Raw genomic sequence first — 20,687 nt, forward strand, 5'->3', positions numbered from 1 at the left:
CGTCGTCACACTCCGGAGACTTTGACGGCCCGGTTGGGCTCGAGACGAACGGTTTTCTGGCGCTGCAGATAGCTCGACACGACCTCCCAGATCGGCGGCCCCTGCGTGCCTTCGTTGACGCTGGCCCAGCCCGCGACCTGATACTCGCGCGCCGGATCGATCGCGGCGCCGGTCTTGATCAGGCGCATGTCGGAGATGCGCTGTCCCTGCGGCTTGTTGACGTCGATGGCATAGGACATGCCGCCGATGCGGACCATGTCGCCGCCCTGCTGGTAGTAGGGATCGACGTTGAACAGGTTGTCGGCGACGTCCTCGATGATCTCCTTCAGCCGCGTGCCGGTCATGCCCATGCGATAGACGGCGGGATAGGTGATCGCGGTGGCGTTGGTGACGTCCTCGAAGGTGATGTCCTGGCCCGGCATCACGCTTGTGCCCCAGCGGAAGCCCGGCGACAGCGCGATCTCGGCATCGCGTTCCTGCAGCAGCGCCTGGCAGATGAGGTCGTCGAACGTGCCGTTGAAATTGCCGCGGCGATACAGCAGCGTCTCGGTCCGTCCCAGCGGGCGGGCAAGATCGGCGGCAAACGGCTTGCGCACCTCGGCGATCTTCGCCGCCATCGCCGGGTCCGGCGTGATCACGTCGGAGAACAGCGGGATCAGCTTGTAACGATAGCCCTTCACCTCGCCGTCCTTGACGTCGAGATCGAGCCGCGAGACGAACTTGCCGGACGACCCCGACGCGATCAGCAGCGTCTTGCCGACCTTGACCGCTTCAGGCAATGCGTCATGGGTGTGACCCGTGAGAATGACGTCGAGACCCTTGACGCGGCTGGCCAGCTTGCGGTCGACGTCGAAGCCGTTGTGTGACAGCAGCACCACGAGGCCGGCGCCGTCCTTGCGCGCCTTGTCGACCTGGGTCTGAACATCCTCCTCGCGCACGCCGAACGACCAGTTCGGAATCATCCAGCGGGGATTGGCGACCGGCGTGTACGGGAAGGCCTGGCCGAGCACCGCGATCTTGACGCCGCCGCGCTCGATCATCGTCGAGGCTTCGAACGCCGGCTCGTTCCATTCGGTGTCGCGGATGTTGAGGCCGAGGAAGGGGAAGCCCAAACCATCGACCGCCTGCTTGACGCGCTCGGTGCCGTAGGTGAACTCCCAATGCCCGGTCATCGCATCCGGCTTCAGCAGCGCCATGCAGTCGATCATGTCCTGGCCGCGGGTCTTCAGCGACGTCCAGGATCCCTGCCAGGTATCGCCGCCGTCGAGCAGCACGACCTTGTCGCCGCGCTCGGCGCGGATGGCCTTGATGACGGTGGCGGCGCGGTCGAGCCCGCCGATCCGCCCGTACGTCTTGGCGAGCGCCTCGAAATCCTCCGAGGTCAGCGCATAGGCCGACGACGAGCCCGGCGCGATGCCGAAGCGGGTGAGGAAATCCTTGCCGGTGACATGCGGCGGCTGGCCCTTGGCGTCACCGACGCCGAGATTGGTCGACGGCTCGCGGAAATACAGCGGCATCAATTGGCCGTGGATGTCGGTGACATGCACCAAGGTGACGTTGCCGACCGGATCGAACGCCAGCAGTTCCTTCTCGGTCAGCTTCTGCTGAGCAAAGGCGCGGGTCGCACCCGCAAGACCGGAGCCACCCGTCAAGGCAGCCGCCGCCAATGCGACCTGAACGAATTCGCGACGCGATATCATGATGTGTCTTCCTTGTGGCCGCGGCTAGTTGCGGACCGACGGTGTCTCGACGGGAAGCCCGATGCCGCGCCAGGCGACGTAGATTTCGAGCGCGAGGAACTCGTCCGACAGCGGCTTGTAGGGCACGCCACGAACGTCGAACATGCAGCCCTCGAACCGTTCGTGCAGCGGGACCAGGCGCTGATCGCGCAGCCGGTAGGTCGGAAAGCCGTTGGTCTGGCCTTGGCTCAGAAAATCGGCGCGCATGAACTTGCCGTTGTTCTTCTCGTGGCAGGAGGCGCAGGCGAGATCGAGCTGGCCGACCCGCGTGTAGTAGATCTCCTTGCCCTTCTCGAACCACGGCGACATCGGGCCGTCGGTCTTCACCGCCACAGGCATGCCGCGCGACTGATAGCGGACGAAGGTCGTCATGTCCGTCAGCTCCTTGGACTTGAACGGCCAGGGCTGCGCCTTCATATGCTCGGCGCGGCAGATGTTGATCTGCTGCTCGAGATTGACCGGCTTGTTGAGCTTCTCGCTCCATTTGGGCATGGCCGCGCCGACGCCTTTCATGGTCTTTTCCGCCTCGCCGTGGCAGCTCATGCACGACTTGCCTTCGCCGCCGTCGACCGTCTTCCAGACGTCGGCGGCCCGCTCCACCGCGAGGAAGCCGGGATTCTCCAGATCGTCATCCTGGAGCGCGCGCGTTTCCTTGGTGCGGAACTGATAGCCCGAGATGATGGTCTTGAAGACGTGGCCGGGAGGCGCCGGAATGCCCTTCCGTTCGGCCTCCTGGCCGAACGTCGCGACTGCCGACAGGACCAGCGCGGCCGACGCCAGGACGGCGAGAGAACCGTAGCGAATGGACATCCGTCACTCCTCCTAGCGATCACACGCTGTCGATCAGGCCTTCAACGCGATCTTCTCTTCGGCCGTCACGACGGAGCCATCGTCATCCGTCCATGCGAACTTGAACGTGCCTTCCTCGTCGATCCTTGCGTCGAACTGGATGTACGGGTTGGCGGAGATCGCCGGCTCCAGCGCGCAGGAGAACACCAGCTTGCCGTTGAACTCGCAGGTGAACTTGTTGATGATCTTGCGTGGGATCGGCTTGCCCTGCGCATCCTTGCGCTGACCCGATTCCATCAGATGCGAGACCAGCGTCTTGATCTGGATGATCTCGCCCTTCTTGGCTTCCTTCGGAAGCTTGATGCGCGGCTTGTCTGCCATGTTCGTCTCTCCCCTGTCTCAGCCGCCGCAGCCGCCGATGGTGACCTTGACGGTCTTGCGCTCTGTGAAGAGCGAACCGTCACTCATCTTCGCGACCGCGATCACGTTCTGGGTCTGCGCCAGACGGATACGGATCGACGCCTCGGCCTTGCCGGACATCGGCGTGAACATCAGCGTGGCGACGCCGCCGTTCGGATTGCCGTCGGCCACGAACAGCACTTCCTTGACGTAGTTCTCGGCGGTCATCGGGCTTTCGACCGAGAGCGCGAGCGGCACGGTGTTGCCGTTCTCGGCGATCTCAGGCAGATCGAGCGTGATCTTGCCCTTGGCCGCTTCCTTGCCGCCGGTGAACTTCTTGATCATCTCGGCCGCGTCGTTGCTCGGCTCGGCGTTGGCGGCCATCGGCAGCACCGTCAAAGCGACGAAACCGCCGCCGAGAAGGAACGCCTGTCGTCTGTTGATTGCGCCCATGCATCATCCTCCAGAGGCGGTTATTTCAATGTTTCGAGATAGGCGACGACGTCCTCGACCTGCGCGGCGGTGAGGACGGGTTTGCCGACGAACTCAGGCCTGACGCGATTGAGTCCGTCGTTCTTGTAGAAGGCGGGCATCACCGTGTCGGTGAAGATGCGCTTGGGATCGGCGACGATCAGGCGCAGTTGCGCCGTGTTGTAGCGGGTCGCGACGCCGTCGAGCGACGGACCGAACTCGCCGTGAAACTCTTCCGACTTCAGCGACGACACCTGATGGCAGGCGAGGCAATTGCCCAGCGTCCGCGTCAAGAACACCTTCTTGCCGGCATCGGCATTGCCGGGCGCGCCCGTCAGCGATTTCGGAATGGCGTAGTCGACGACATCGAGCCTGATCGGCTCGTCACCTCGCGCGGTTGCCGACAGCAACACGCACAGCAAGGCGGCCGGAATCAAACGGCGCATGTTTCCACCCTGACCGACGAGGCGTCCCCTCGCCTTACGATGACACGACGGACTTACGATCCATCATATTCAAGAATTATGATTTGATAATGTGATTGGTGTCAAGCGTATTTCGATGCCGCAGTGCACTCAACCCTTGGTCGAAGCGAGATAGTCGCGGAATGTGCCGCGCTCATAGGCCCTCTCGCGCACGAAGCGGAACATTGCGAGGAAATGCGGCGGCTTGAGATAGCCCGGCGCGCGCGCCACCTCGCGCGCGAGCGGTTCCTTCGTAGAGACGCCCTCGGCCGATGGCGGAAAGAACTGGAACGTCGGCGTGAAGCGGATCGCGTAGCGCTCGGCGAGCTCCTTCTCGGCGAGCTCCTTGCCGTCGAAGTCGATCACCTTGCGCGCGCCGAGCAGGTTGAGCTGCAGCACTTCGAAATTGGCACGGATGTAGTCCGCGATCTCTTGATCGGCAAAGTTCACCAGATGCGTCTCGCGGCAATACGGGCAGCCGCGCAGCTCCCACATGATCGCAAGCCGTTTGCCTTCCGATGCCGCGCTTTCGAGATCCTCGCGCAGGTCCAGGAAGCTGTTGAGAAACCAGGACTGGTGATAGAGCCCGTCGTCGCCCAGCACCGCGTCGGCCTGCGCCGGCGCTGAGGCCAGGCCGACCGCCGCCGCGGCAGGCAGCAGCGCAACCAGATTGCGCCGTGTCATCGTCCGGTTCGTCGTCATCAGCCTGCTCGCGCGCTTTGCCAAGTCACTGGCACCAAGTCCACTTTGCCAAGTCCACGGAATTTCGATACATGATATTCGAATAATAGAATGTGAAAAGGACATTCGATGCTGCGCCGCGTCATGATGCTGTCGCTCGTGCTGTCATGCCTCACGCATGGCGTCCGTGGGCACGCCGAAGGGAACGCGGATGTTGCTGCCTTCATGCACTCGGCGATGGCCAGCCTGCGCACAGCCGCGAGCTATGGCCGCACCGGCAATGTGGGCCTGGCGCAGATCGAGCTCGACGACGCCCGGATCGCCTGGGGCAGGCTCAGCCGGCTCGCCGAGCGCTCCCATGCGCCCTATTCGGCCAGATCCTTTGCAGAGCTGATCGCCACCGGCAACGATCGCCTGAAGCAGGCGGACGAAGCGCTGACCGCAGGTGACGGGGCACGCGCTGCGGCGGCCATTGCCGCGTTGCGCCGGTCGCTTCACGCCCTGAGGCAGGACGCCGGCGTGGTCGAGCTCAGTGATTGCGTGTTCGACCTGTCACCCGTCATGGACGCGTTGCGCAACGCCGCGGCGCGGTTCGCAGCGGGCAAGGCCGAGCCTGGCGAGGTCGTCCAGGCCGGCACAGCGCTGCGCGACCGGCTGCAACGCTGCAACGGCCTCGCCACGCCCGACGTGGCGAGCCAGGCCGAATTCCGCCGCCTGATCGACGGCGCCACGACGAGTGCCAACGAGATCGGCCGCGCTGCGCGCGAGAGCGACGCCGGCCTGGTGCATCGCTATGAGATCGAACTGCAGTCCTTCGTCAATCTATTGGACTTCCGCTTCGGCTGATCAGCCGATGGTGGCGAGCGACGGAAAGCGCTCGAAGATCCATTCCGACATCCGTGGGATCACGCCGGCGAGAAAGGCAGCGCCGGTCAGGACGAGAAAGCCGCCCATCGTCTTCTCGACCAGGGGGAGATGCGGCTTGATGCCCTTGAGCATGGTCATGAACTGCCCCGTAAAGGCAGCGGCGATCAGGAACGGGATGCCGGTCCCGACCGAGTAGGCGGCGAGCAGCAGCGCGCCCTTCCCCACCGTCGCCTCCGCGCCGGCCATCATCAGCACGGCGGCCAGGACCGGCCCCGCGCACGGCGTCCAGCCGAAGGCGAAGGCCAGTCCCACCACGAACGCACCGAGCAGGCCGGCCGGCTTGCGTCCGACGTCGATCGTCGCGCTCCGGTACAGCAGCGGAATCCGGAGCACCCCGAGGAAGTGCAGCCCCATCATGATGATGACGAGGCCGGCGAGGATGCCGAGCTGGCTGAGATGGCCGGCGATGAACCGTCCGAACACCGAGGCGGTGGCGCCGAGACCGACGAACACCAGCGAAAAACCGCCGACGAAGCACAGCGCCGTCAGCACCGTCCGCCGCCGCTGGGCCATGCTGGTTTCGCCGATCGCGTCGGCCGCCGAGACGCCGGCCATGTAGCACAGGAACGGCGGGACCAGCGGCAGAATGCACGGTGACAGAAACGACAACAGACCCGCGGCCAGCGCGGCGCCCAGCGTGACGTCGAGATCCATCTTTCCTCCCGGTCGGCCAGCGCTGCGTGCCCGGCCTGCCGGGCAGGATTCGGAAATCGCGCACTAGTACATATTCGAATTTAATGATAGATTGGCCGACAAGTCCAGAGAGGATCTCGGCATGACCGGCAGAACTGCATCGCGCGGATTCGCAACGCTCGCAGGAGCGGTGGTGACCGGCATTTGCCTCTCGTCGCCGGCTTTCGCCTCCGAGCTCGTGATGTTCGAACGTCCGGGCTGCGGCTGGTGCGCCCGCTTCAACGCGGAAATCGGTCCGATCTACGACAAGACCGACGAGGGGCGCGCGCTGCCGCTGCGACGGGTCGACCTTGCCAAGCCGCTGCCGACGGACCTGTCCGGTATCGATCCGGGAGCGTTCACCCCGACCTTCGTGGTGGTCGATCAGGGCCGCGAGATCGGACGCATCCGCGGCTATCCCGGCGACGCGTTTTTCCTTGGGATGCTGGGTCGTATAATGAATGCTACAAGCGGGGCGCCGGCCCGCTCCTGACGCCAACCGAGGGATCCCGAATTCATGCCGCTGCCGAACTTGAAGGACATCGAAACCTCTGCCGAGCTCGAGCAGATGATCGAGAAGGCGCGGGAAGCCAGCGAGATGCTGAAGGCGCTGTCCCACGAGTCCCGGCTTTTGCTGCTCTGTATCCTCGCCGAAGGCGAAAAATCCGTCACCGAGCTCGAGCAGTTCCTAGGCGAGCGGCAGTCGACCGTCTCGCAGCAGCTCGCCCGTCTCAGGCTCGACCGGCTGGTCACGACGCGGCGCGACGGCAAGACGATCTACTACAGCCTTGCGAGCGAAGATGTCCGCAAGATCCTGACGGCGATCTACGACGTCTATTGCGAGCCGGTCCGCAAGCGCCGCCGCTGACAGGTTCGCCCTCGCGGTCTCGGGCTTCGCATCGGCGCGCCCTGTAGCGGCGCAAGAGGTCTGGCGTCCCCGCCGTTCCTGGAGCACAATACCGGGAAACCAACGAGGACGTCGGAGAGGAATGCTCGGCCCGTCAGCACTGACGTTCATGTGTGGGCTGCTCGCGGGCGCCGTCCTCGGCGTCGCCGGCCGCGCCGGCCGCTTCTGTACGCTCGCGATGCTGGAGGACGCGTTCTTCGGCGCCGATACCCGCCGGCTCAAATCGTTCGCGCTCGCGGCCGCGGTGGCGCTGGTCGCAACCCAGTTGCTCGCCAGCTTCGGCCTGATCGACCTGTCGCGCTCGATCTATTTGACATCCTCGATTCCGCTCGGCGGCGCCATCATCGGCGGCTTGTTGTTCGGAATCGGGATGGCCCTCGTCGGCACCTGCGGCTTCGGCACGCTGGTCCGGATCGGCGGCGGCGACCTGCGCGCCATCGTGGTGTTCCTGGTGCTGGGCGTGTCGGCCCTAGCCGCGATGCGCGGGCTCACGGGATTCCTGCGCATCTCGCTGATCGAGCCGCTCTCCATCCGCCTGCCCGAGACCATGACCCAGGGCATGGATGCGCTGCTGTCGTCCGCACTCGGTTCATATGCGCGGCCGCTGACCGTATCCGTCGCAGCAGTTGCGCTCGCGGCCTGGGCACTGGCCGACGGGCGCCTCGTGAGATCGCCGCGCCTGCTGCTATCCGGCCTCGCCGTGGGCTTCGCGGTGGCGTTCGGCTGGTTCGCCACCAGCTGGCTCGGCAATGACGATTTCGATCCGGCGCGCGTGGCATCCCTCACCTTCGTTGCCCCGCTCGGCAACACCGTGCTCTACATCGCCACGCTTTCGGGCACGCACGCCGACTTCGCGATCGGCTCGGTCGCCGGCGTGATCCTGGGCTCGTTCGTCGCGGCGATGTTTTCGCGCGTTTTCCGCTGGGAAGCCTGCGACGACGCGCGCGAGCTGAAGCGTCACATGACCGGCGCACTGCTGATGGGCACCGGCGGCATCATGTCGATGGGCTGCACGATCGGACAGGGCCTCTCGGCCTTCTCGACGCTGGCGGTCTCGGCACCGCTGACGATGCTGGCGATCACCTGCGGCGCACGTCTCGGCCTCGAATACACCATGACCGGCGAATGGCGCCCTGCCGTGCGCAACCTGCTGCGTCTGACATCGTGACGGGCGGCTACGCTCGCGCAATGTGCGAACTTGCTCCCACGGCTGGCCAATGACGCTGTGCCGCAGGCAAGCGGACCGTGGATTTCGTCCGTTCCCTCAACGCTTTCAGTTCAACGCAAGCTTCGCAAATTGACTGCCCACTCCCAGTGGCCCGTCTGGAGCGCAGTCCCCCTGATAATCCTCGGATCGTCCGACGCTACGCTTCCCGAGGAAGGCGGCACCGTCCTCCTCAGCTGCACAGCAGCTTACGGGGATGAAACAGGGATGCAGAGGCACAAACCAAAACTCCCGCAGCCTCATCGGCTACGGGAGTGTCGGTCTCAATGGTTGCGGGGATAGGATTTGAACCTATGACCTTCAGGTTATGAGCCTGACGAGCTACCGGGCTGCTCCACCCCGCGTTAACTTGTGCGTCACCTTCAGGGAAGTGCCGGGCGGTCCTGGCAGACACCTGAGGCGCTGCCGATCCATCCCAAAGGCTTCCTGAGAAGGCTTGAGCCCGTTGGCCTAGCCGGCCGTCGGGTGCGGGCGGTATGTACCAATGCGAGGCCGGTTTGGAAAGGGCTTTCGGGAAGTTTTTTTGCCGGATTGTGACACCGCTTGTCGCGGGACTCATTTCAGAAATTACATCGATATGACAGACGCTTATGTGGCGGCCTATTTGCCGGCGGTGACCAGGGGCACGGCGCGGGCTGGGGACAAGGAAAAAGTTCCTCGAAGGGCGGCCGCAGGGACCGACGACACACACCCGCCAAATGGAATGGCTCCACGCGCGCGCCAGGTGGCGTAGAGCCGACGCCGTGCTTGCCAAGGGTTCCGCAACGCGGCAGCTTTAGGCCAACCAGAATGACGGCCCTGCACGCGGCCGCGCTACACGCGAGGAGACGTCCATGGACCAGTCCCTGAAGAGCCCCGCCCTCTCGGCGCTCGACAACGCGTTCCACACGCAGGTCGAAGCCTCACGCAATGCGCCTCCGCCCGCCCTCGCAGCACGGCTGGACGGCCTGAAGCGGCTGCGGGCCATGCTGTCGGAGAATGAGACCCGCCTGGAGCAGGAGATCTCAGCCGATTTCGGCCACCGCTGCGCGGTCGAGACGACGATTGCCGAGACGCTGTTCCTGCAGGCTGAGATCAGGCACACGCTCAAGGCGCTGCCGCGCTGGATGGCGCCGCGACGCATCGCCACCGCGCTGCAGTTCTGGCCGGCGCGCAACCGCCTGATGCCGCAGCCGCTCGGCGTGGTCGGCATCATCGCGCCCTGGAACTACCCGCTGCAGCTGACTCTGGCCCCGGCAATCGGCGCGCTCGCCGCCGGCAACCGGGTCATGATCAAGCCGAGCGAGCTGACGCCGCACTTCTCCGCGCTGCTCAAGGAGCTCATCGCGGCGAATTTCGATCCGGCCCAGCTCACCGTCACCGGCATCGAGGACGGCGTCGCGGAGGCCTTTGCCGGGCTGCCGTTCGATCATCTGGTCTTCACCGGCTCGACCCGCGTCGGCCGCATCGTCGCCGAGGCCGCCGGGCGCAACCTGACCCCGGTGACGCTCGAACTCGGCGGCAAGTCACCGACCATCGTCGACGTCTCCGCCAACATCGACGAGGCCGCCGAGCGTATCGCCTATGCCAAGCTGCTCAACGCCGGCCAGACCTGCATCGCGCCGGACTACGTGTTCGTGCCCGAGCAGCACGCGGACGCGTTCGCGAGCAAGCTGCACCGGCACATGCTGCGGATGTTCGGCACCAACCCGGCCAATGCCGACTACACGTCGATCATCTCCGAGCGGCACTATGCCCGGCTGGAAGGATTGCTGCGCGACGCGATCGCGCGCGGCGCCAGGACGCTGAGCACAACCAGCCCGGAGGATCCGGCCTGGAAGAAACTGCGGAAGTTTCCGCCGACGATCGTGACGGGTGCGAGCGCGGACATGGCGATCATGCAGGAGGAGATCTTCGGCCCGCTGCTGCCGATCATGCCTTATCGGCAATCCGACGACGTCATCCGCCACATCAATGCCCACGACCGGCCGCTTGCGCTGTACTGGTTTGGCAGCGACGCGGCGGCGCGCGACGCGGTGCTGGCGCGCACCGTCTCCGGCGGGGTCACCATCAACGACTGCCTTCTGCATTTTGCGCAGATGAACCAGCCGATGGGCGGCGTCGGCGCCTCCGGCATCGGCCACTATCACGGCGAATGGGGCTTCAACAGCTTCAGCAAGCTGAAGCCGGTGTTCTACCGCTCGCCCTTCAACCGCATGAAGGATCTCTATCCGCCCTATGGGGCCAGCATCGCCCGCATCGAGAAGCTGCTGCGGTTTCTGAGCTGACCCGTTCGGTCATTCCGGGGCGCGCGCAGCGCGAACCCGGAATCCGGAGATGATGAGACGTCAACTTCGAGATTCCGGGTTCGCCGCTGCGCGGCGCCCCGGAATGACGACCAAATAAAAAAGCAAATCAGGGAGAGACAGCACGTGACGGACGAGGTCGATTTCATCGTCGTGGGCGGCGGCAGCGGCGGCGCAACGGTTGCCGGCCGCCTGTCGGAAGATCCGGCGACATCCGTCGCGCTGCTCGACGCCGGGGGGCGCAACGACAACTGGATCGTGACAACGCCCTACATGCTGTTCCTGATGGTCGCGGGGCCCGTCAACAACTGGTCCTTCACCACCGTGCCGCAGAGGGGCCTGGACGGGCGCAGCGGCTATCAGCCGCGCGGCCGCGGGCTCGGCGGCTCCTCCGCGATCAACGCCATGGTCTACATCCGCGGCCACCGCGCCGACTACGATCATTGGGCTTCCCTCGGCAATACCGGCTGGTCGTATGACGACGTGCTGCCCTACTTCAAGCGCGCCGAGAACAATGCCGAGTTCAACGGCGCGTATCACGGCCAATCGGGACCGCTGCCGGTCAACCGGCTGCGCACCGACAATCCCGTACACGACATCTTTCTCCAGGCGGCGCGCGAAGCGCAGTTTCCGGTCCGCGACGATTTCAATGCCGAGACGCAGGAAGGGCTCGGCCTCTATCAAGTCACGCAAGCCAATGGCGAGCGCTGGAGCGCGGCACGGGCCTACATCCAGCCGCACATCGGCAGCCGCAGCAACCTGCGCGTCGAGACATCGGCGCATGCGTCGATGATCCTGTTCGAGGGCAAGCGCGCCGTCGGCGTCAAGTACCGCCAGGGCAAGGAGGTCAAGCAGATCCGTTGCCGCCGCGAAGTGATCCTCGCCTCCGGCGCGTTCCAGACCCCGCAATTGCTGATGCTCTCCGGCGTCGGAGATGCAAGCGCGCTGGCGCGGCTCGGCATCGCCAGCATCCATCATCTGCCCGGCGTCGGACAGAACCTGCAGGACCATCCGGATTTCATCTTCGCCTACACCTCCGACAACCCCAACTTCTCCTCGCTGTCGCCGAAAGGCCTGCGCCGGCTGCTGGCGGGCATCGGCCAATATCGCCGCGAGCGCCGTGGCGTCCTGACCTCGAATTTCGCCGAATGCGGCGGCTTCCTGAAGACGCGGCCTGATCTCGACGTGCCCGACATCCAGCTGCATTTCGGCATGGCCGTCACCGACGATCACGGCCGCAAGCGCCACGGCAACGGCTTCTCCTGCCACTTCTGTCTGCTCCGGCCGAAGAGCCGCGGCACGGTGGGACTGAAGAGTGCCGATCCGCTGGCGCCGCCGTTGATCGATCCGAACTTCCTCGGCGAGGCCGACGATGTCGAGACCATGGTCGCCGGCTACAAGACGACGCTGCGGCTGATGGAGACGCCGGCCATGCGCAGCCTCGCCACGCGTGACCTGTTCACCTCGGATGTCAGGACCGACGACGACATCCGCGCCATCCTGCGCGCCCGCGTCGATACGGTCTATCATCCCGTCGGCACCTGCAAGATGGGCGTCGACGATCCGCTCGCCGTGGTCGATCCCGAATTGAAGGTGCGCGGAACGTCCGGCCTGCGCGTGGTCGACGCCTCGATCATGCCGACCCTGATCGGCGGCAACACCAATGCGCCGACGATCATGATCGGCGAGAAGGCCGCCGACATGATCAAGGACGAGCTGAAGGGCTGAGACCGCTCGCCATCGTGGGAAATCAACCTGCGGATCAGCCGGGCCTCACGTCAGCAGGAAGCCGCCGTCCACCGTCACCACGCTGCCGGTCATGTAGCGCGAAGCGTTGGACACCAGCAGCAGGATCGCGCCGTCGAGGTCGCTCTCATGGCCGACGCGCCGCTGCGGGATGCGCTTGATCAGCTTCTCGCCCGCCGGCGTCTCCCAGACCTCGTGATTGATGTCGGTGTCGATGTAGCCCGGCGCCAGTGCGTTGACGCGGATGCCGCTCGCCGCGAGCTCCAGCGCGAGCGCCTTGGTCGCCTGTACCACGCCGGCCTTGGAGATCGCATAGGGCGAGATGAACTTCACGACGCTGAAGCCGAGCACCGAGGCGATGTTGATGATGTTGCCGCCGGCCTTGCGCGCGGCCATGCGCCGCGCCGCTTCGGTTGCGGCGAAATAGGCGCCCTTGAGATTGGCGCCGATCACGGCGTCCCAATCCGCCTCGCTCTGCTCGACCGCGAGCTTCTCCACGGCGATGCCGGCATTGTTGATCAGCACCGTGACGGGCCCGAGCGCGGCCTCGGCGGCGTCCATGCCCCTGGCGATCGACGCCATGCTCGTCACGTCCATCTCCACGGCGGCAGCGCGACCGCCCCTCGCCCTGATCTCCGCCTCCAGCGCCTTGAGCTTGCCGGTCTGGCGTGCCGCGAGCGCGACGGCGGCGCCATGCGCCGATAGAACCCGGGCGAACTGCCGCCCGAGACCCTGGCTCGCGCCGGTGATCAGGATCACCTCGCGGCTGACGTCGAACAGCTCGGACATGGTTCCTCCCACGATTTGCTCATTTGTTGCGGCGCATTGATACAGACGATTTGAAGCAGCGCAAACCGGAATCGTTTACCGGGCGCGGCCTACAACTGCGGCGGAGCAACCATGAACGCTTTCGACCTCGCCGCTTGTGCCGCACTGATGGTTGCCGTCTACAGCGGCTTCTCGACCGGGCTGTTGCGCAGCGCCATCACGATTCTGGCCTACCTGCTCGCGATGCCGCTGGCGATGGGGGCGGTCGCGGCGATGAGCCCGCAGCTGCAAGACGCGCACGGCACTCCGCTGGCCCAGAACTGGCTGCAGTTCTTCGCCGCCTTCGTCGTGATCGGCATGGCGCTGGGCAAGATCGGTCGCATCCTGCTCGACGAGGCGATCGGTTCCGAGGCCGGCTTTGGCGACCGGCTCGGCGGCGCGCTGCTGGGCGCGGTCCGCACCGGCATGGTCGCGACCACGCTGGTGCTGGTGTTCGACAGGATCGTTCCTCCCGAGCGCCAGCCACGCTTCCTCGACGGATCACGCCTGCGTCCGCTGCTCTCGCTCGCAGGCGCAAAGGGCTTCCGCTCGCTGCCTCCGGAGGTCGCAAGCCTGATCGACCGGCTGAAGCAGGAACGGCGCATCTGACCGACCCGGCGGCGTCTCTCCCGTCATAGCGAGCCATGCAATTCGGCACAGGCCGGCTGCTCTTATCAGCGGCAATGCCGTTGGCTAGAATGCGCCCATCTTCCTTTCAGCCTCACTGACATATCGGAGTGATCAATCGTGGATCTCGGGATCAAGGGCCGCCGCGCCATCGTCTGCGCCTCCAGCAAGGGTTTGGGCCGCGCCTGCGCCATCGCGCTCGCCAATGAGGGCGTGCATGTCACGATCACGGCGCGCGGCGCCGAGACGCTAGCCAAGACCGCGGCCGAGATCCGCGCGGCCAATCCCGGCATCACCGTGACGGAAGTGGCGGGCGACATCACCACGCCGGAGGGCCGCGCCGCGGTGCTGAAGGCCTGCCCGGACCCGGACATCCTGATCAACAACGCCGGCGGCCCGCCGCCCGGCGATTTCCGCAACTGGACCCGCGACGACTGGATCAAGGCGCTCGATGCCAACATGCTGACGCCGATCGAGCTGATCAAGGCGACCGTCGACGGCATGATGGCGCGCAAGTTCGGCCGCATCGTCAACATCACCTCGGCCGCGGTGAAGGCGCCGATCGACATTCTCGGCCTCTCCAATGGCGCCCGCGCCGGCCTCACCGGCTTCGTCGCCGGCCTGTCGCGCAAGACCGTGATCAACAACGTCACCATCAATGCGCTGCTGCCGGGGCCGTTCGAGACCGACCGCCTGCTCTCCACGGCAAAGGGCGAAGCCGAAAAGCGCGGCGTCACGCCGGAGCAGATCCTGGCCGACCGCGCCAAGACCAATCCCGCCGGACGCTTCGGCGATCCCGAAGAGTTCGGCCTCGCCTGCGCCTTCCTGTGCGCCGCCAAGGCCGGCTACATCACCGGCCAGAACATTTTGCTCGACGGCGGCGCGTTCCCGGGCACGCTGTAAGCGGCGTATTGCGGGAAACGTTGGAGTGCAGAGGTCTCTCGCGACTTGCTCGCTCTGCGCCTCTCCCCGCGTGCGGGGAGAGGTCGGATCGCATCGCCGAATGCGATCCGGGTGAGGGGGTACAGGCCTCACCACGAACACTCCCGGAGCGTTGCCCTCTGACACCTCCCGTGCGGCTGCCCCTCACCCCACCCTTCTCCCCGTGAAGAACGGGGAGAGGGAGCGCACCGGCGTCGCGGAGAGCGCTCGACTCTTAGCTGGAAAGCCTGCGGTCACTATTGCGTAGTAGTTGCCTGCCCTGATCTGCAAAGACCTACCGCTTCGTGATCTCGTCCTCGTCGCGCTGGCTCGGGCTCGACGAATCCGCCGTGGTGCGGCCTTCGGTCCAGTCGATGCCGAACGCATCGAGGCCCTCGGCCAGCAGGTCGCCGAGCATCGGCTCGCCCAGCAGATAGCGCGCGGTGTGGCGGTCGCGCTGGCCGGCGGCCTCGCGGCGCAGCTCGTCCCACTCGTCGATATCGCCGTCGCCGCGACCGAGCCGCATCAAGGCGACGAGATCGGTCTGCTCATCCTCGGTCATCGCGTTGATGAAGCCGGTGATCTCGCGCACCACGGGATCATCGCCGCTGTCCTGGAGCACGTCGACCATGTCGTCATCGGCGGCATTCGAGCCGGAATCCTCATCGGTCGCCTGCTCCTTGACGTCGAACTCGCGCGCCTTTTCGATCAGGAAGGCAACCTTCTCGGGCGATATCGTCAGCTCTGGCATGGCGTTCTCCTCATGGACGGACTGCAGCAACGCCTGTTCCGGGCAGTTGATCCATTGCGCCGGAACAAGCCGCGCGGCATCGTTACCGGCATCAAGAATAAGACGAGGAAGCGCGCATGTCTTGGACGATCGGCCGGGTCAGGATCACCAAATTCGTCGAGCTGGAGACCGTCGGCGGCACCCGCTTCATCCTGCCGCAGGCAACACCCGAGACGATCCGCGAGCTGTCCTGGCTCACGCCCGATTTTGCGACCGATGAAGGTCGGCTGAAGATGTCGATCCACACCCTGGTGCTGGAAACACCGACGATGCGGATCGTGGTCGACACCGGGCTCGGCAACGACAAGCAGGGCCGCAGCGTGCCAATCTGGAACAACCGGACCATGCCCTTCCTCGAGACGATAAGCGCGGCCGGCTTTCCGCCTGAGAGCATCGACATGGTGATCTGCACGCATCTCCACGTCGACCACGTCGGCTGGAATACGAAGCTGGTCGACGGCCGCTGGGGGCCGACCTTTCCCAATGCGCGCTATGTCTTCGGCCGCGCGGAATATGAGCATTGGCGCGATCACAGCGAGGCCGCCGACGAGACCGCGACCTTCGCCGATTCCGTCCAGCCGATCGTCGCGGCCGGACGCGCGGAGCTCGTCGGAAGCGAGGATGTGATCACCGACGAAATCACGCTGATCCCGACGCCGGGGCACAGCCCGGGTCATGTCAGCCTGCACATCCGCTCGGAGGGAGCGGAGGCCGTGCTGACCGGGGACGTCGCCCACCATCCCTGCCAGATGGCGCATCTCGATTGGAGTTCGACGGTCGATTCCGATCCGGCGCAGGCGGCCGCCACGCGCCGGGCGCTGTTCTCGCGCTTCGCCGACACTGAGGCGCTGGTGATCGGCGGCCATTTCGATGCCGGCCATATCCGGCGCAACGGCGCCACCTTCCGCTTCCAGGCAGTGCCGGGCCGCGGCAGCGCATAGCCCGCGAGGTTGAATTTCGCCCCGCCATGCTCCATGACAGGGCTCTGGAATACCAAGGAATTGAGGGAGAGAAACCAATGAAGCTTGTTCGCTACGGCGAGAAGGGCGCGGAAAAGCCGGGCCTGATCGATGCATCCGGCCAGCTGCGCGACCTGTCCGCGCATGTGAAGGACCTCGACGGTGCGGCCTATGCGCCGGAGTCCCTGAAGAAGCTCGCCGCGCTCGATCCGGCCTCCCTGCCCGCCGTCGCCGGCAAGCCGCGGCTCGGCGCCCCCGTGACCGGCATCTCGAAATTCGTCGCGATCGGCCTCAACTACTCTGACCACGCCAAGGAGACCGGCAACCCGATCCCGGCCGAGCCGATCTTCTTCCTGAAGGCCAACACCGCGCTGTGCGGTCCCTATGACCAGGTCGAGAAGCCGCGCGGCTCCACCAAGCTCGACTGGGAGGTCGAGATCGCCGCGATCATCGGCACCCGCGCCAAATACGTCTCGGAGGCCGAGGCGCTCAACCACGTCGCCGGCTACACCGTCTGCAACGACGTCTCCGAGCGCAACTTCCAGATCGAGCGCCTGGGCCAGTGGACCAAGGGCAAGTCGCACGACACGTTCGGTCCGGTCGGCCCGTGGCTCGTCACCAAGGACGAGATTCCGGACGTGCAGAACCTGTCGATGTGGCTCGACGTCAACGGCCAGCGCCGCCAGACCGGCACCACCGCGACGATGATCTTCTCGATGGCCAAGTGCATCTCCTACGTCTCGCAGTTCATGACGCTGCTGCCCGGCGACATCGTCACCACCGGCACGCCTCCCGGCGTCGGCATGGGAATGAAGCCGCCGACCTTCCTCAACGTCGGCGACGTCGTCACGCTCGGCATCGAGCGCCTCGGCGAGCAGCGCCAGGAGATCATCGAGGCGTAACGTCACCTCACCGTCATTGCGAGCGAAGCGAAGCAATCCAGGGCGTCACGCGCGGCTCTGGATTGCTTCGTCGCTTCGCTCCTCGCAATGACGGATAACAATCCGCATCGAGCCAACAGGAAGACGCCGATGAAACTCACCTTTTCGCCCGCCTCGCCGTTCGCCCGCAAGGTGCGCATCGCCGCCATCGAGCTCGGACTGATCGATCAAATCGAGTTCGTGCCTGCGGCCGTGGTGCCGGGTCAGGCCAATGAGGAATATTCGAAGATCACGCCGCTCAAGAAGCTGCCGGTGCTGATCCTCGACAATGGCGACGTCATCCTGGATTCCTACGTCATCGTCGAATATCTCGACGAGCTCGCCGGCGGCAACAAGCTGATCCCCGCCTCCGGCCCGTCGCGCTGGAAGGTCAAGAGCGAGCATTCGATGCTGCAGGGCATGCTCGATTCCATGCTGCTGTGCCGCTACGAGGCCTTGGTGCGCCCGGAGGGTCTGCGCTGGCGGGCCTGGTCCGACGACCACTGGAACAGAGCCTGGATGGGCATGGCGCGCTTCAATGCGCAGAGCGACCTGATGACGCGCCCGTTCGACGTCGCCGCGATCGGCCTCGTCTGCGTGCTCGGCTATGCCGATTTCCGCTTCGCCGATTGCGGCTGGCGCAAGGCGTTTCCGGCGCTCGACGCGTTCCATAACAAGATGCTCGAACGCGAATCGGTGAAGATCTCGGTGCCGCCGGCGGCTTGATCCCCGAACAGGAGCTGCCGTGACGCTGACATTCTCGGTTGCAGACACGACCATTCATCGCATCATCGAGCAGGAAACCACGTTCCTGCCGGCGCGCGAGATGTTTCCGGAGCTGACGCCGGAGATGCTGGCGGCAGAGCGCAGCGCGCTGCAGGCGGCCGGCGCGCTCGATGCGCAGGACACGCTGATCCTGTGCTTTCAGTCCTACGTGGTGAGGACGCCTCATCACACCATCCTGATCGACAGCTGCATCGGCAACGACAAGCCGCGCGCGCGGCCGGTCTGGAACATGAAGAGCGACGACAGCTACATGCGGGCGCTCGCAGCCGCCGGCGTCTCGGTCGACGACATCGACGTCGTGATGTGCACCCATCTGCACACCGATCATGTCGGCTGGAACACGCGGCTCGACAATGGCCGCTGGGTGCCGACCTTTCCGAATGCGCGCTACGTCTTCGCGCAGCGCGAATATGACTACTGGGTGGCGCAGAACGCCAAGGCCGAGGTGCCTCCATTCGCCGACAGCGTGCTGCCGGTGGTCGAGGCCAAGCGCGCCGACATCGTCGGCGACGAATTCTCGATCGGCGATCATATCCGCCTGCTGCCGACGCCGGGGCATACGCCCGGCCATGTCGCAATCGCCGTGGGCAAGGGCCGAGACGACGCGGTGTTCGCCGGCGACCTGATCCACACGCCGTTGCAGCTCGGGCTTCCCGAACTGTCACCGAAGTTCGACGTCGACCCGAAACAGGCGGCTGTCACGCGACGAACGTTCCTGGAGCGTTATTGCGACACCGCGACGCTGTGCTGCACGGCGCATTTCCCGTCGCCCTCGGTCGGCCGCATCAGGCGCAAGGGCAGTGCCTTCGCCTGCGAGGCGGTCTGACGCCCGAGCCTGGCGTCCGCCGCGCGCTTTCGCATCAATCGAACAGGCTCGGCGTATAGTTCACGGCGGCGCCTTCGATCGCCAGCATCTTCAGCTTGGTCTCCACACCGCCGTTGGCGGAGAAGCCGCCGGGCTTGTTGCCGGCCGCGAGCACGCGATGGCAGGGCACCACGATCGGGCACGGGTTGCGCCCCAGTGCCTGGCCGACCTCGCGTGACAGCTCGACTCCGCCGAGCTGCTTGGCGATATCGCCGTAGGTCAGGGTCCGGCCCGGCGGGATCCGGCGCGCGATCTCGTAGACGCCGCGCTGGAACGCGCTGACGCCGTCGAGATCGAGGTCGACATCGCTGAGATCATCCGGCTCTCCGGCAAGCATCGCCGTGATCCGCGTGATGGTGCGCCGCACATGCGGCGGCGGCTCGGCCTCGCCGATGCCGTCGTAACGCTGCTGCATCCGGATGCGGATCTGCGCGACGCCGCCCATCGGCAGTTGCACCGCATTGATGCCGCGCGCTCCCCATGCGATCGCGCAAGGGCCGATCGCGGTTTCGAAAATCGCAAAGCTGTGCTCTGACATGACGGGCTCCATCGCCGCTCTGCCCCGTATCATCTGCCAGTCAAATTAGGCTTGGAGAATGTTGCGATCCACCCGGATTCTGCCAATGTCGACAGCGGAAGCGCCGTGATGCCCATCGGCAGGCCGAAAGGATGGGAGCACGGCACAGGGGCAGCCCGGCGCAAAGAGCGGGCGCCTCATCCGAGGAAACCAAGGCGAGGGAGAAGGCCATGAAGCTGACGCCGGAGCAGATTGCATTCTTCAATCGCGAGGGCTGGCTGTTCCTGCCCGAGCTGTTCAGCCCGGAGGAGACCGCGTTCCTCGCCCGCGAGGCGGAGGCGATCTATGCCGCCGACAGGCCCGAGGTCTGGCGCGAGAAGAGCGGCGCGCCGCGCACGGCGTTTGCCGCCCACCTCTACAACGACGCCTTCCGCGTGCTGGCCGCGCATCCGCGCATGATCGAGCCGATCGAGCAGATCTTCGGCGAGAAACTCTACATGCATCAGTTCAAGATCAACGCCAAATCGGCCTTCACCGGCGATGTCTGGCAATGGCACCAGGACTACGGCACCTGGAAGCGCGACGACGGCATGCCGGAGCCGCGCGCGATGAACATCGCGATCTTCCTCGACGAGGTGATGCCGATCAACGGCCCCTTGATGCTGGTGCCGCGCAGCCAGCATGCCGGCGATCTCGAGGCCTCGCATGATCTCGCGACCACGTCCTATCCGTTGTGGACCTTGGACGAGGCCACGGTGACGCGGCTGGTCGCGGAAGGCGGCATCGTCGCGCCAACCGGAAAGCCCGGCGGCATGCTGATGTTCCACGGCAATCTTGTGCACGGCTCCGCCGGCAACATCACGCCCTACCCGCGCAAGATCGTGTATCTCACGCTGAACGCCGTCTCGAACCACATCCGCACCCCGACGCGCCCGGAGTACATCGCGCATCGCGACTTCACGCCGATCGAAACCCTGCCGGATGATGTGTTGCTGCAACTCGCGCGAGCGCATCGCGAGGCGGCGGAGTAAGCCATATCGCCATCACGAAAGCAGGTCGTCATGCCCGGGCTTGACCCGGGCATCCATCCTCTCGGCAAAGCCGCCCTGCTGAGAGATGGATGGCCGGGTCAAGCCCACGGCTGTCCGGTTCAGCTTCCGCATATTGCGAGGCTCAACTGTTGTGGGTTT

At 65.5% G+C, this 20,687-nt stretch carries 23 protein-coding genes and 1 tRNA gene; 13 read left to right on the forward strand and 11 right to left on the reverse strand.

The genetic code is table 11. The annotated features are described in order from the left end of the window. Positions 1–5: 5 nt before the first annotated feature. The 6 genes from soxB to QX010_RS32220 form a co-directional block, all read right to left on the reverse strand. Positions 6–1,700 (reverse strand): thiosulfohydrolase SoxB, encoded by a 1,695-nt coding sequence (gene soxB / locus QX010_RS32195; RefSeq protein ID WP_316183586.1) that lies wholly within the window; start codon positions 1,698–1,700, stop codon positions 6–8. A gap of 24 nt (positions 1,701–1,724) precedes the next feature. Continuing rightward, a complete protein-coding gene (gene soxA / locus QX010_RS32200; RefSeq protein WP_316183587.1) occupies positions 1,725–2,549 on the reverse strand; it encodes a sulfur oxidation c-type cytochrome SoxA in 825 nt (274 codons plus the stop codon). Positions 2,550–2,582: 33 nt separating this feature from the next. After that, the gene (soxZ, locus tag QX010_RS32205) at positions 2,583–2,909 is read right to left on the reverse strand and encodes a thiosulfate oxidation carrier complex protein SoxZ (protein ID WP_316183588.1); all 327 of its coding nucleotides are present in this window, start codon (positions 2,907–2,909) and stop codon (positions 2,583–2,585) included. An 18-nt stretch (positions 2,910–2,927) separates the two neighbouring features. Further along, positions 2,928–3,380: a thiosulfate oxidation carrier protein SoxY gene (gene soxY / locus QX010_RS32210; protein WP_315805483.1), complete on the reverse strand. Its 453-nt coding sequence runs from the start codon at positions 3,378–3,380 to the stop codon at positions 2,928–2,930. 20 nt (positions 3,381–3,400) lie between these two features. Beyond that, positions 3,401–3,844 carry a sulfur oxidation c-type cytochrome SoxX gene (soxX, locus tag QX010_RS32215; protein WP_315805484.1) on the reverse strand — a complete coding sequence of 148 codons (444 nt, stop codon included), beginning with the start codon at positions 3,842–3,844 and terminating at the stop codon, positions 3,401–3,403. 129 nt (positions 3,845–3,973) lie between these two features. Then, on the reverse strand, positions 3,974–4,564 hold the full coding sequence (locus tag QX010_RS32220; RefSeq protein ID WP_315805485.1) for a thioredoxin family protein: 591 nt from the start codon (positions 4,562–4,564) through the stop codon (positions 3,974–3,976). Positions 4,565–4,672: 108 nt separating this feature from the next. Between QX010_RS32220 and QX010_RS32225 the strand changes: the two genes are divergently transcribed. Next, entirely contained in the window at positions 4,673–5,389 is a 717-nt protein-coding gene (locus QX010_RS32225) for a hypothetical protein (protein WP_316183589.1), read from the forward strand. Here QX010_RS32225 and QX010_RS32230 read toward each other — a convergent pair whose 3' ends face one another. Next, entirely contained in the window at positions 5,390–6,124 is a 735-nt protein-coding gene (locus QX010_RS32230; protein WP_316183590.1) for a cytochrome c biogenesis CcdA family protein, read from the reverse strand. It lies immediately after the preceding gene. 121 nt (positions 6,125–6,245) lie between these two features. On the opposite strand from QX010_RS32230, the gene QX010_RS32235 reads away from it, so the two are divergent. The 3 genes from QX010_RS32235 (at position 6,246) to QX010_RS32245 (ending at position 8,217) form a co-directional block, all read left to right on the forward strand. Further along, positions 6,246–6,635: a thioredoxin gene (locus tag QX010_RS32235; RefSeq protein ID WP_316183600.1), complete on the forward strand. Its 390-nt coding sequence runs from the start codon at positions 6,246–6,248 to the stop codon at positions 6,633–6,635. A gap of 24 nt (positions 6,636–6,659) precedes the next feature. Then, entirely contained in the window at positions 6,660–7,010 is a 351-nt protein-coding gene (locus tag QX010_RS32240) for a metalloregulator ArsR/SmtB family transcription factor (RefSeq protein WP_315805488.1), read from the forward strand. A 121-nt stretch (positions 7,011–7,131) separates the two neighbouring features. Next, entirely contained in the window at positions 7,132–8,217 is a 1,086-nt protein-coding gene (locus tag QX010_RS32245; RefSeq protein WP_315805489.1) for a YeeE/YedE family protein, read from the forward strand. A 324-nt stretch (positions 8,218–8,541) separates the two neighbouring features. On the opposite strand, the gene QX010_RS32250 is transcribed toward QX010_RS32245, so the two are convergent. Next, positions 8,542–8,618 (reverse strand) — tRNA-Met (locus tag QX010_RS32250). Between the two features lie 489 nt (positions 8,619–9,107). Between QX010_RS32250 and QX010_RS32255 the strand changes: the two genes are divergently transcribed. Beyond that, positions 9,108–10,541, forward strand: a complete 1,434-nt coding sequence (locus QX010_RS32255; protein ID WP_316183591.1) for a coniferyl aldehyde dehydrogenase — start codon at positions 9,108–9,110, stop codon at positions 10,539–10,541. A gap of 144 nt (positions 10,542–10,685) precedes the next feature. Then, positions 10,686–12,287, forward strand: a complete 1,602-nt coding sequence (locus tag QX010_RS32260) for a GMC family oxidoreductase (RefSeq protein WP_316183592.1) — start codon at positions 10,686–10,688, stop codon at positions 12,285–12,287. A 45-nt stretch (positions 12,288–12,332) separates the two neighbouring features. On the opposite strand, the gene QX010_RS32265 is transcribed toward QX010_RS32260, so the two are convergent. Continuing rightward, positions 12,333–13,094 carry an SDR family NAD(P)-dependent oxidoreductase gene (locus QX010_RS32265; RefSeq protein WP_316183593.1) on the reverse strand — a complete coding sequence of 254 codons (762 nt, stop codon included), beginning with the start codon at positions 13,092–13,094 and terminating at the stop codon, positions 12,333–12,335. A gap of 111 nt (positions 13,095–13,205) precedes the next feature. Here QX010_RS32265 and QX010_RS32270 point away from each other — a divergent pair, with 111 nt between their 5' ends. Both QX010_RS32270 and QX010_RS32275 read left to right on the forward strand, forming a co-directional pair. After that, the gene (locus tag QX010_RS32270) at positions 13,206–13,721 is read left to right on the forward strand and encodes a CvpA family protein (protein WP_316183594.1); all 516 of its coding nucleotides are present in this window, start codon (positions 13,206–13,208) and stop codon (positions 13,719–13,721) included. Positions 13,722–13,859: 138 nt separating this feature from the next. After that, positions 13,860–14,642: an SDR family oxidoreductase gene (locus tag QX010_RS32275; RefSeq protein ID WP_315805510.1), complete on the forward strand. Its 783-nt coding sequence runs from the start codon at positions 13,860–13,862 to the stop codon at positions 14,640–14,642. A 313-nt stretch (positions 14,643–14,955) separates the two neighbouring features. On the opposite strand, the gene QX010_RS32280 is transcribed toward QX010_RS32275, so the two are convergent. Then, positions 14,956–15,411 (reverse strand): DUF3775 domain-containing protein, encoded by a 456-nt coding sequence (locus QX010_RS32280; protein ID WP_315805511.1) that lies wholly within the window; start codon positions 15,409–15,411, stop codon positions 14,956–14,958. A gap of 116 nt (positions 15,412–15,527) precedes the next feature. Here QX010_RS32280 and QX010_RS32285 point away from each other — a divergent pair, with 116 nt between their 5' ends. From QX010_RS32285 to QX010_RS32300, 4 genes are all read left to right on the forward strand, one after another. Further along, positions 15,528–16,391 carry an MBL fold metallo-hydrolase gene (locus tag QX010_RS32285; RefSeq protein ID WP_316183595.1) on the forward strand — a complete coding sequence of 288 codons (864 nt, stop codon included), beginning with the start codon at positions 15,528–15,530 and terminating at the stop codon, positions 16,389–16,391. Between the two features lie 77 nt (positions 16,392–16,468). Further along, positions 16,469–17,311, forward strand: coding sequence for a fumarylacetoacetate hydrolase family protein (locus QX010_RS32290; RefSeq protein ID WP_315805513.1), 843 nt, complete (start codon positions 16,469–16,471; stop codon positions 17,309–17,311). A 129-nt stretch (positions 17,312–17,440) separates the two neighbouring features. Beyond that, positions 17,441–18,055, forward strand: coding sequence for a glutathione S-transferase family protein (locus QX010_RS32295; protein ID WP_316183596.1), 615 nt, complete (start codon positions 17,441–17,443; stop codon positions 18,053–18,055). A gap of 19 nt (positions 18,056–18,074) precedes the next feature. Then, positions 18,075–18,941, forward strand: coding sequence for an MBL fold metallo-hydrolase (locus QX010_RS32300; RefSeq protein ID WP_315805515.1), 867 nt, complete (start codon positions 18,075–18,077; stop codon positions 18,939–18,941). A gap of 34 nt (positions 18,942–18,975) precedes the next feature. Here QX010_RS32300 and QX010_RS32305 read toward each other — a convergent pair whose 3' ends face one another. Then, positions 18,976–19,518 (reverse strand): methylated-DNA--[protein]-cysteine S-methyltransferase, encoded by a 543-nt coding sequence (locus QX010_RS32305; protein WP_316183597.1) that lies wholly within the window; start codon positions 19,516–19,518, stop codon positions 18,976–18,978. A gap of 209 nt (positions 19,519–19,727) precedes the next feature. On the opposite strand from QX010_RS32305, the gene QX010_RS32310 reads away from it, so the two are divergent. After that, positions 19,728–20,528, forward strand: a complete 801-nt coding sequence (locus QX010_RS32310; RefSeq protein WP_316183598.1) for a phytanoyl-CoA dioxygenase family protein — start codon at positions 19,728–19,730, stop codon at positions 20,526–20,528. The last annotated feature ends 159 nt before the right edge of the window (positions 20,529–20,687 follow it).

This window comes from Bradyrhizobium sp. SZCCHNRI1009 (assembly GCF_032487575.1).
Taxonomy (GTDB): domain Bacteria; phylum Pseudomonadota; class Alphaproteobacteria; order Rhizobiales; family Xanthobacteraceae; genus Bradyrhizobium.

Coding starts and splice junctions, on each gene's coding strand:
- QX010_RS32245 (WP_315805489.1), top strand. CDS start 7,132: ATGCTCGGCCCGTCAGCACTGACGTTCATGTGTGGGCTGCTCGCGGGC.
- QX010_RS32220 (WP_315805485.1), bottom strand. CDS start 4,564: ATGACGACGAACCGGACGATGACACGGCGCAATCTGGTTGCGCTGCTG.
- QX010_RS32255 (WP_316183591.1), top strand. CDS start 9,108: ATGGACCAGTCCCTGAAGAGCCCCGCCCTCTCGGCGCTCGACAACGCG.
- QX010_RS32240 (WP_315805488.1), top strand. CDS start 6,660: ATGCCGCTGCCGAACTTGAAGGACATCGAAACCTCTGCCGAGCTCGAG.
- QX010_RS32280 (WP_315805511.1), bottom strand. CDS start 15,411: ATGCCAGAGCTGACGATATCGCCCGAGAAGGTTGCCTTCCTGATCGAA.
- soxZ (WP_316183588.1), bottom strand. CDS start 2,909: ATGGCAGACAAGCCGCGCATCAAGCTTCCGAAGGAAGCCAAGAAGGGC.
- QX010_RS32270 (WP_316183594.1), top strand. CDS start 13,206: ATGAACGCTTTCGACCTCGCCGCTTGTGCCGCACTGATGGTTGCCGTC.
- QX010_RS32310 (WP_316183598.1), top strand. CDS start 19,728: ATGAAGCTGACGCCGGAGCAGATTGCATTCTTCAATCGCGAGGGCTGG.
- QX010_RS32265 (WP_316183593.1), bottom strand. CDS start 13,094: ATGTCCGAGCTGTTCGACGTCAGCCGCGAGGTGATCCTGATCACCGGC.
- QX010_RS32235 (WP_316183600.1), top strand. CDS start 6,246: ATGACCGGCAGAACTGCATCGCGCGGATTCGCAACGCTCGCAGGAGCG.
- QX010_RS32290 (WP_315805513.1), top strand. CDS start 16,469: ATGAAGCTTGTTCGCTACGGCGAGAAGGGCGCGGAAAAGCCGGGCCTG.
- soxY (WP_315805483.1), bottom strand. CDS start 3,380: ATGGGCGCAATCAACAGACGACAGGCGTTCCTTCTCGGCGGCGGTTTC.
- soxX (WP_315805484.1), bottom strand. CDS start 3,844: ATGCGCCGTTTGATTCCGGCCGCCTTGCTGTGCGTGTTGCTGTCGGCA.
- QX010_RS32295 (WP_316183596.1), top strand. CDS start 17,441: ATGAAACTCACCTTTTCGCCCGCCTCGCCGTTCGCCCGCAAGGTGCGC.
- QX010_RS32305 (WP_316183597.1), bottom strand. CDS start 19,518: ATGTCAGAGCACAGCTTTGCGATTTTCGAAACCGCGATCGGCCCTTGC.
- QX010_RS32285 (WP_316183595.1), top strand. CDS start 15,528: ATGTCTTGGACGATCGGCCGGGTCAGGATCACCAAATTCGTCGAGCTG.
- QX010_RS32230 (WP_316183590.1), bottom strand. CDS start 6,124: ATGGATCTCGACGTCACGCTGGGCGCCGCGCTGGCCGCGGGTCTGTTG.
- soxB (WP_316183586.1), bottom strand. CDS start 1,700: ATGATATCGCGTCGCGAATTCGTTCAGGTCGCATTGGCGGCGGCTGCC.
- soxA (WP_316183587.1), bottom strand. CDS start 2,549: ATGTCCATTCGCTACGGTTCTCTCGCCGTCCTGGCGTCGGCCGCGCTG.
- QX010_RS32225 (WP_316183589.1), top strand. CDS start 4,673: ATGCTGCGCCGCGTCATGATGCTGTCGCTCGTGCTGTCATGCCTCACG.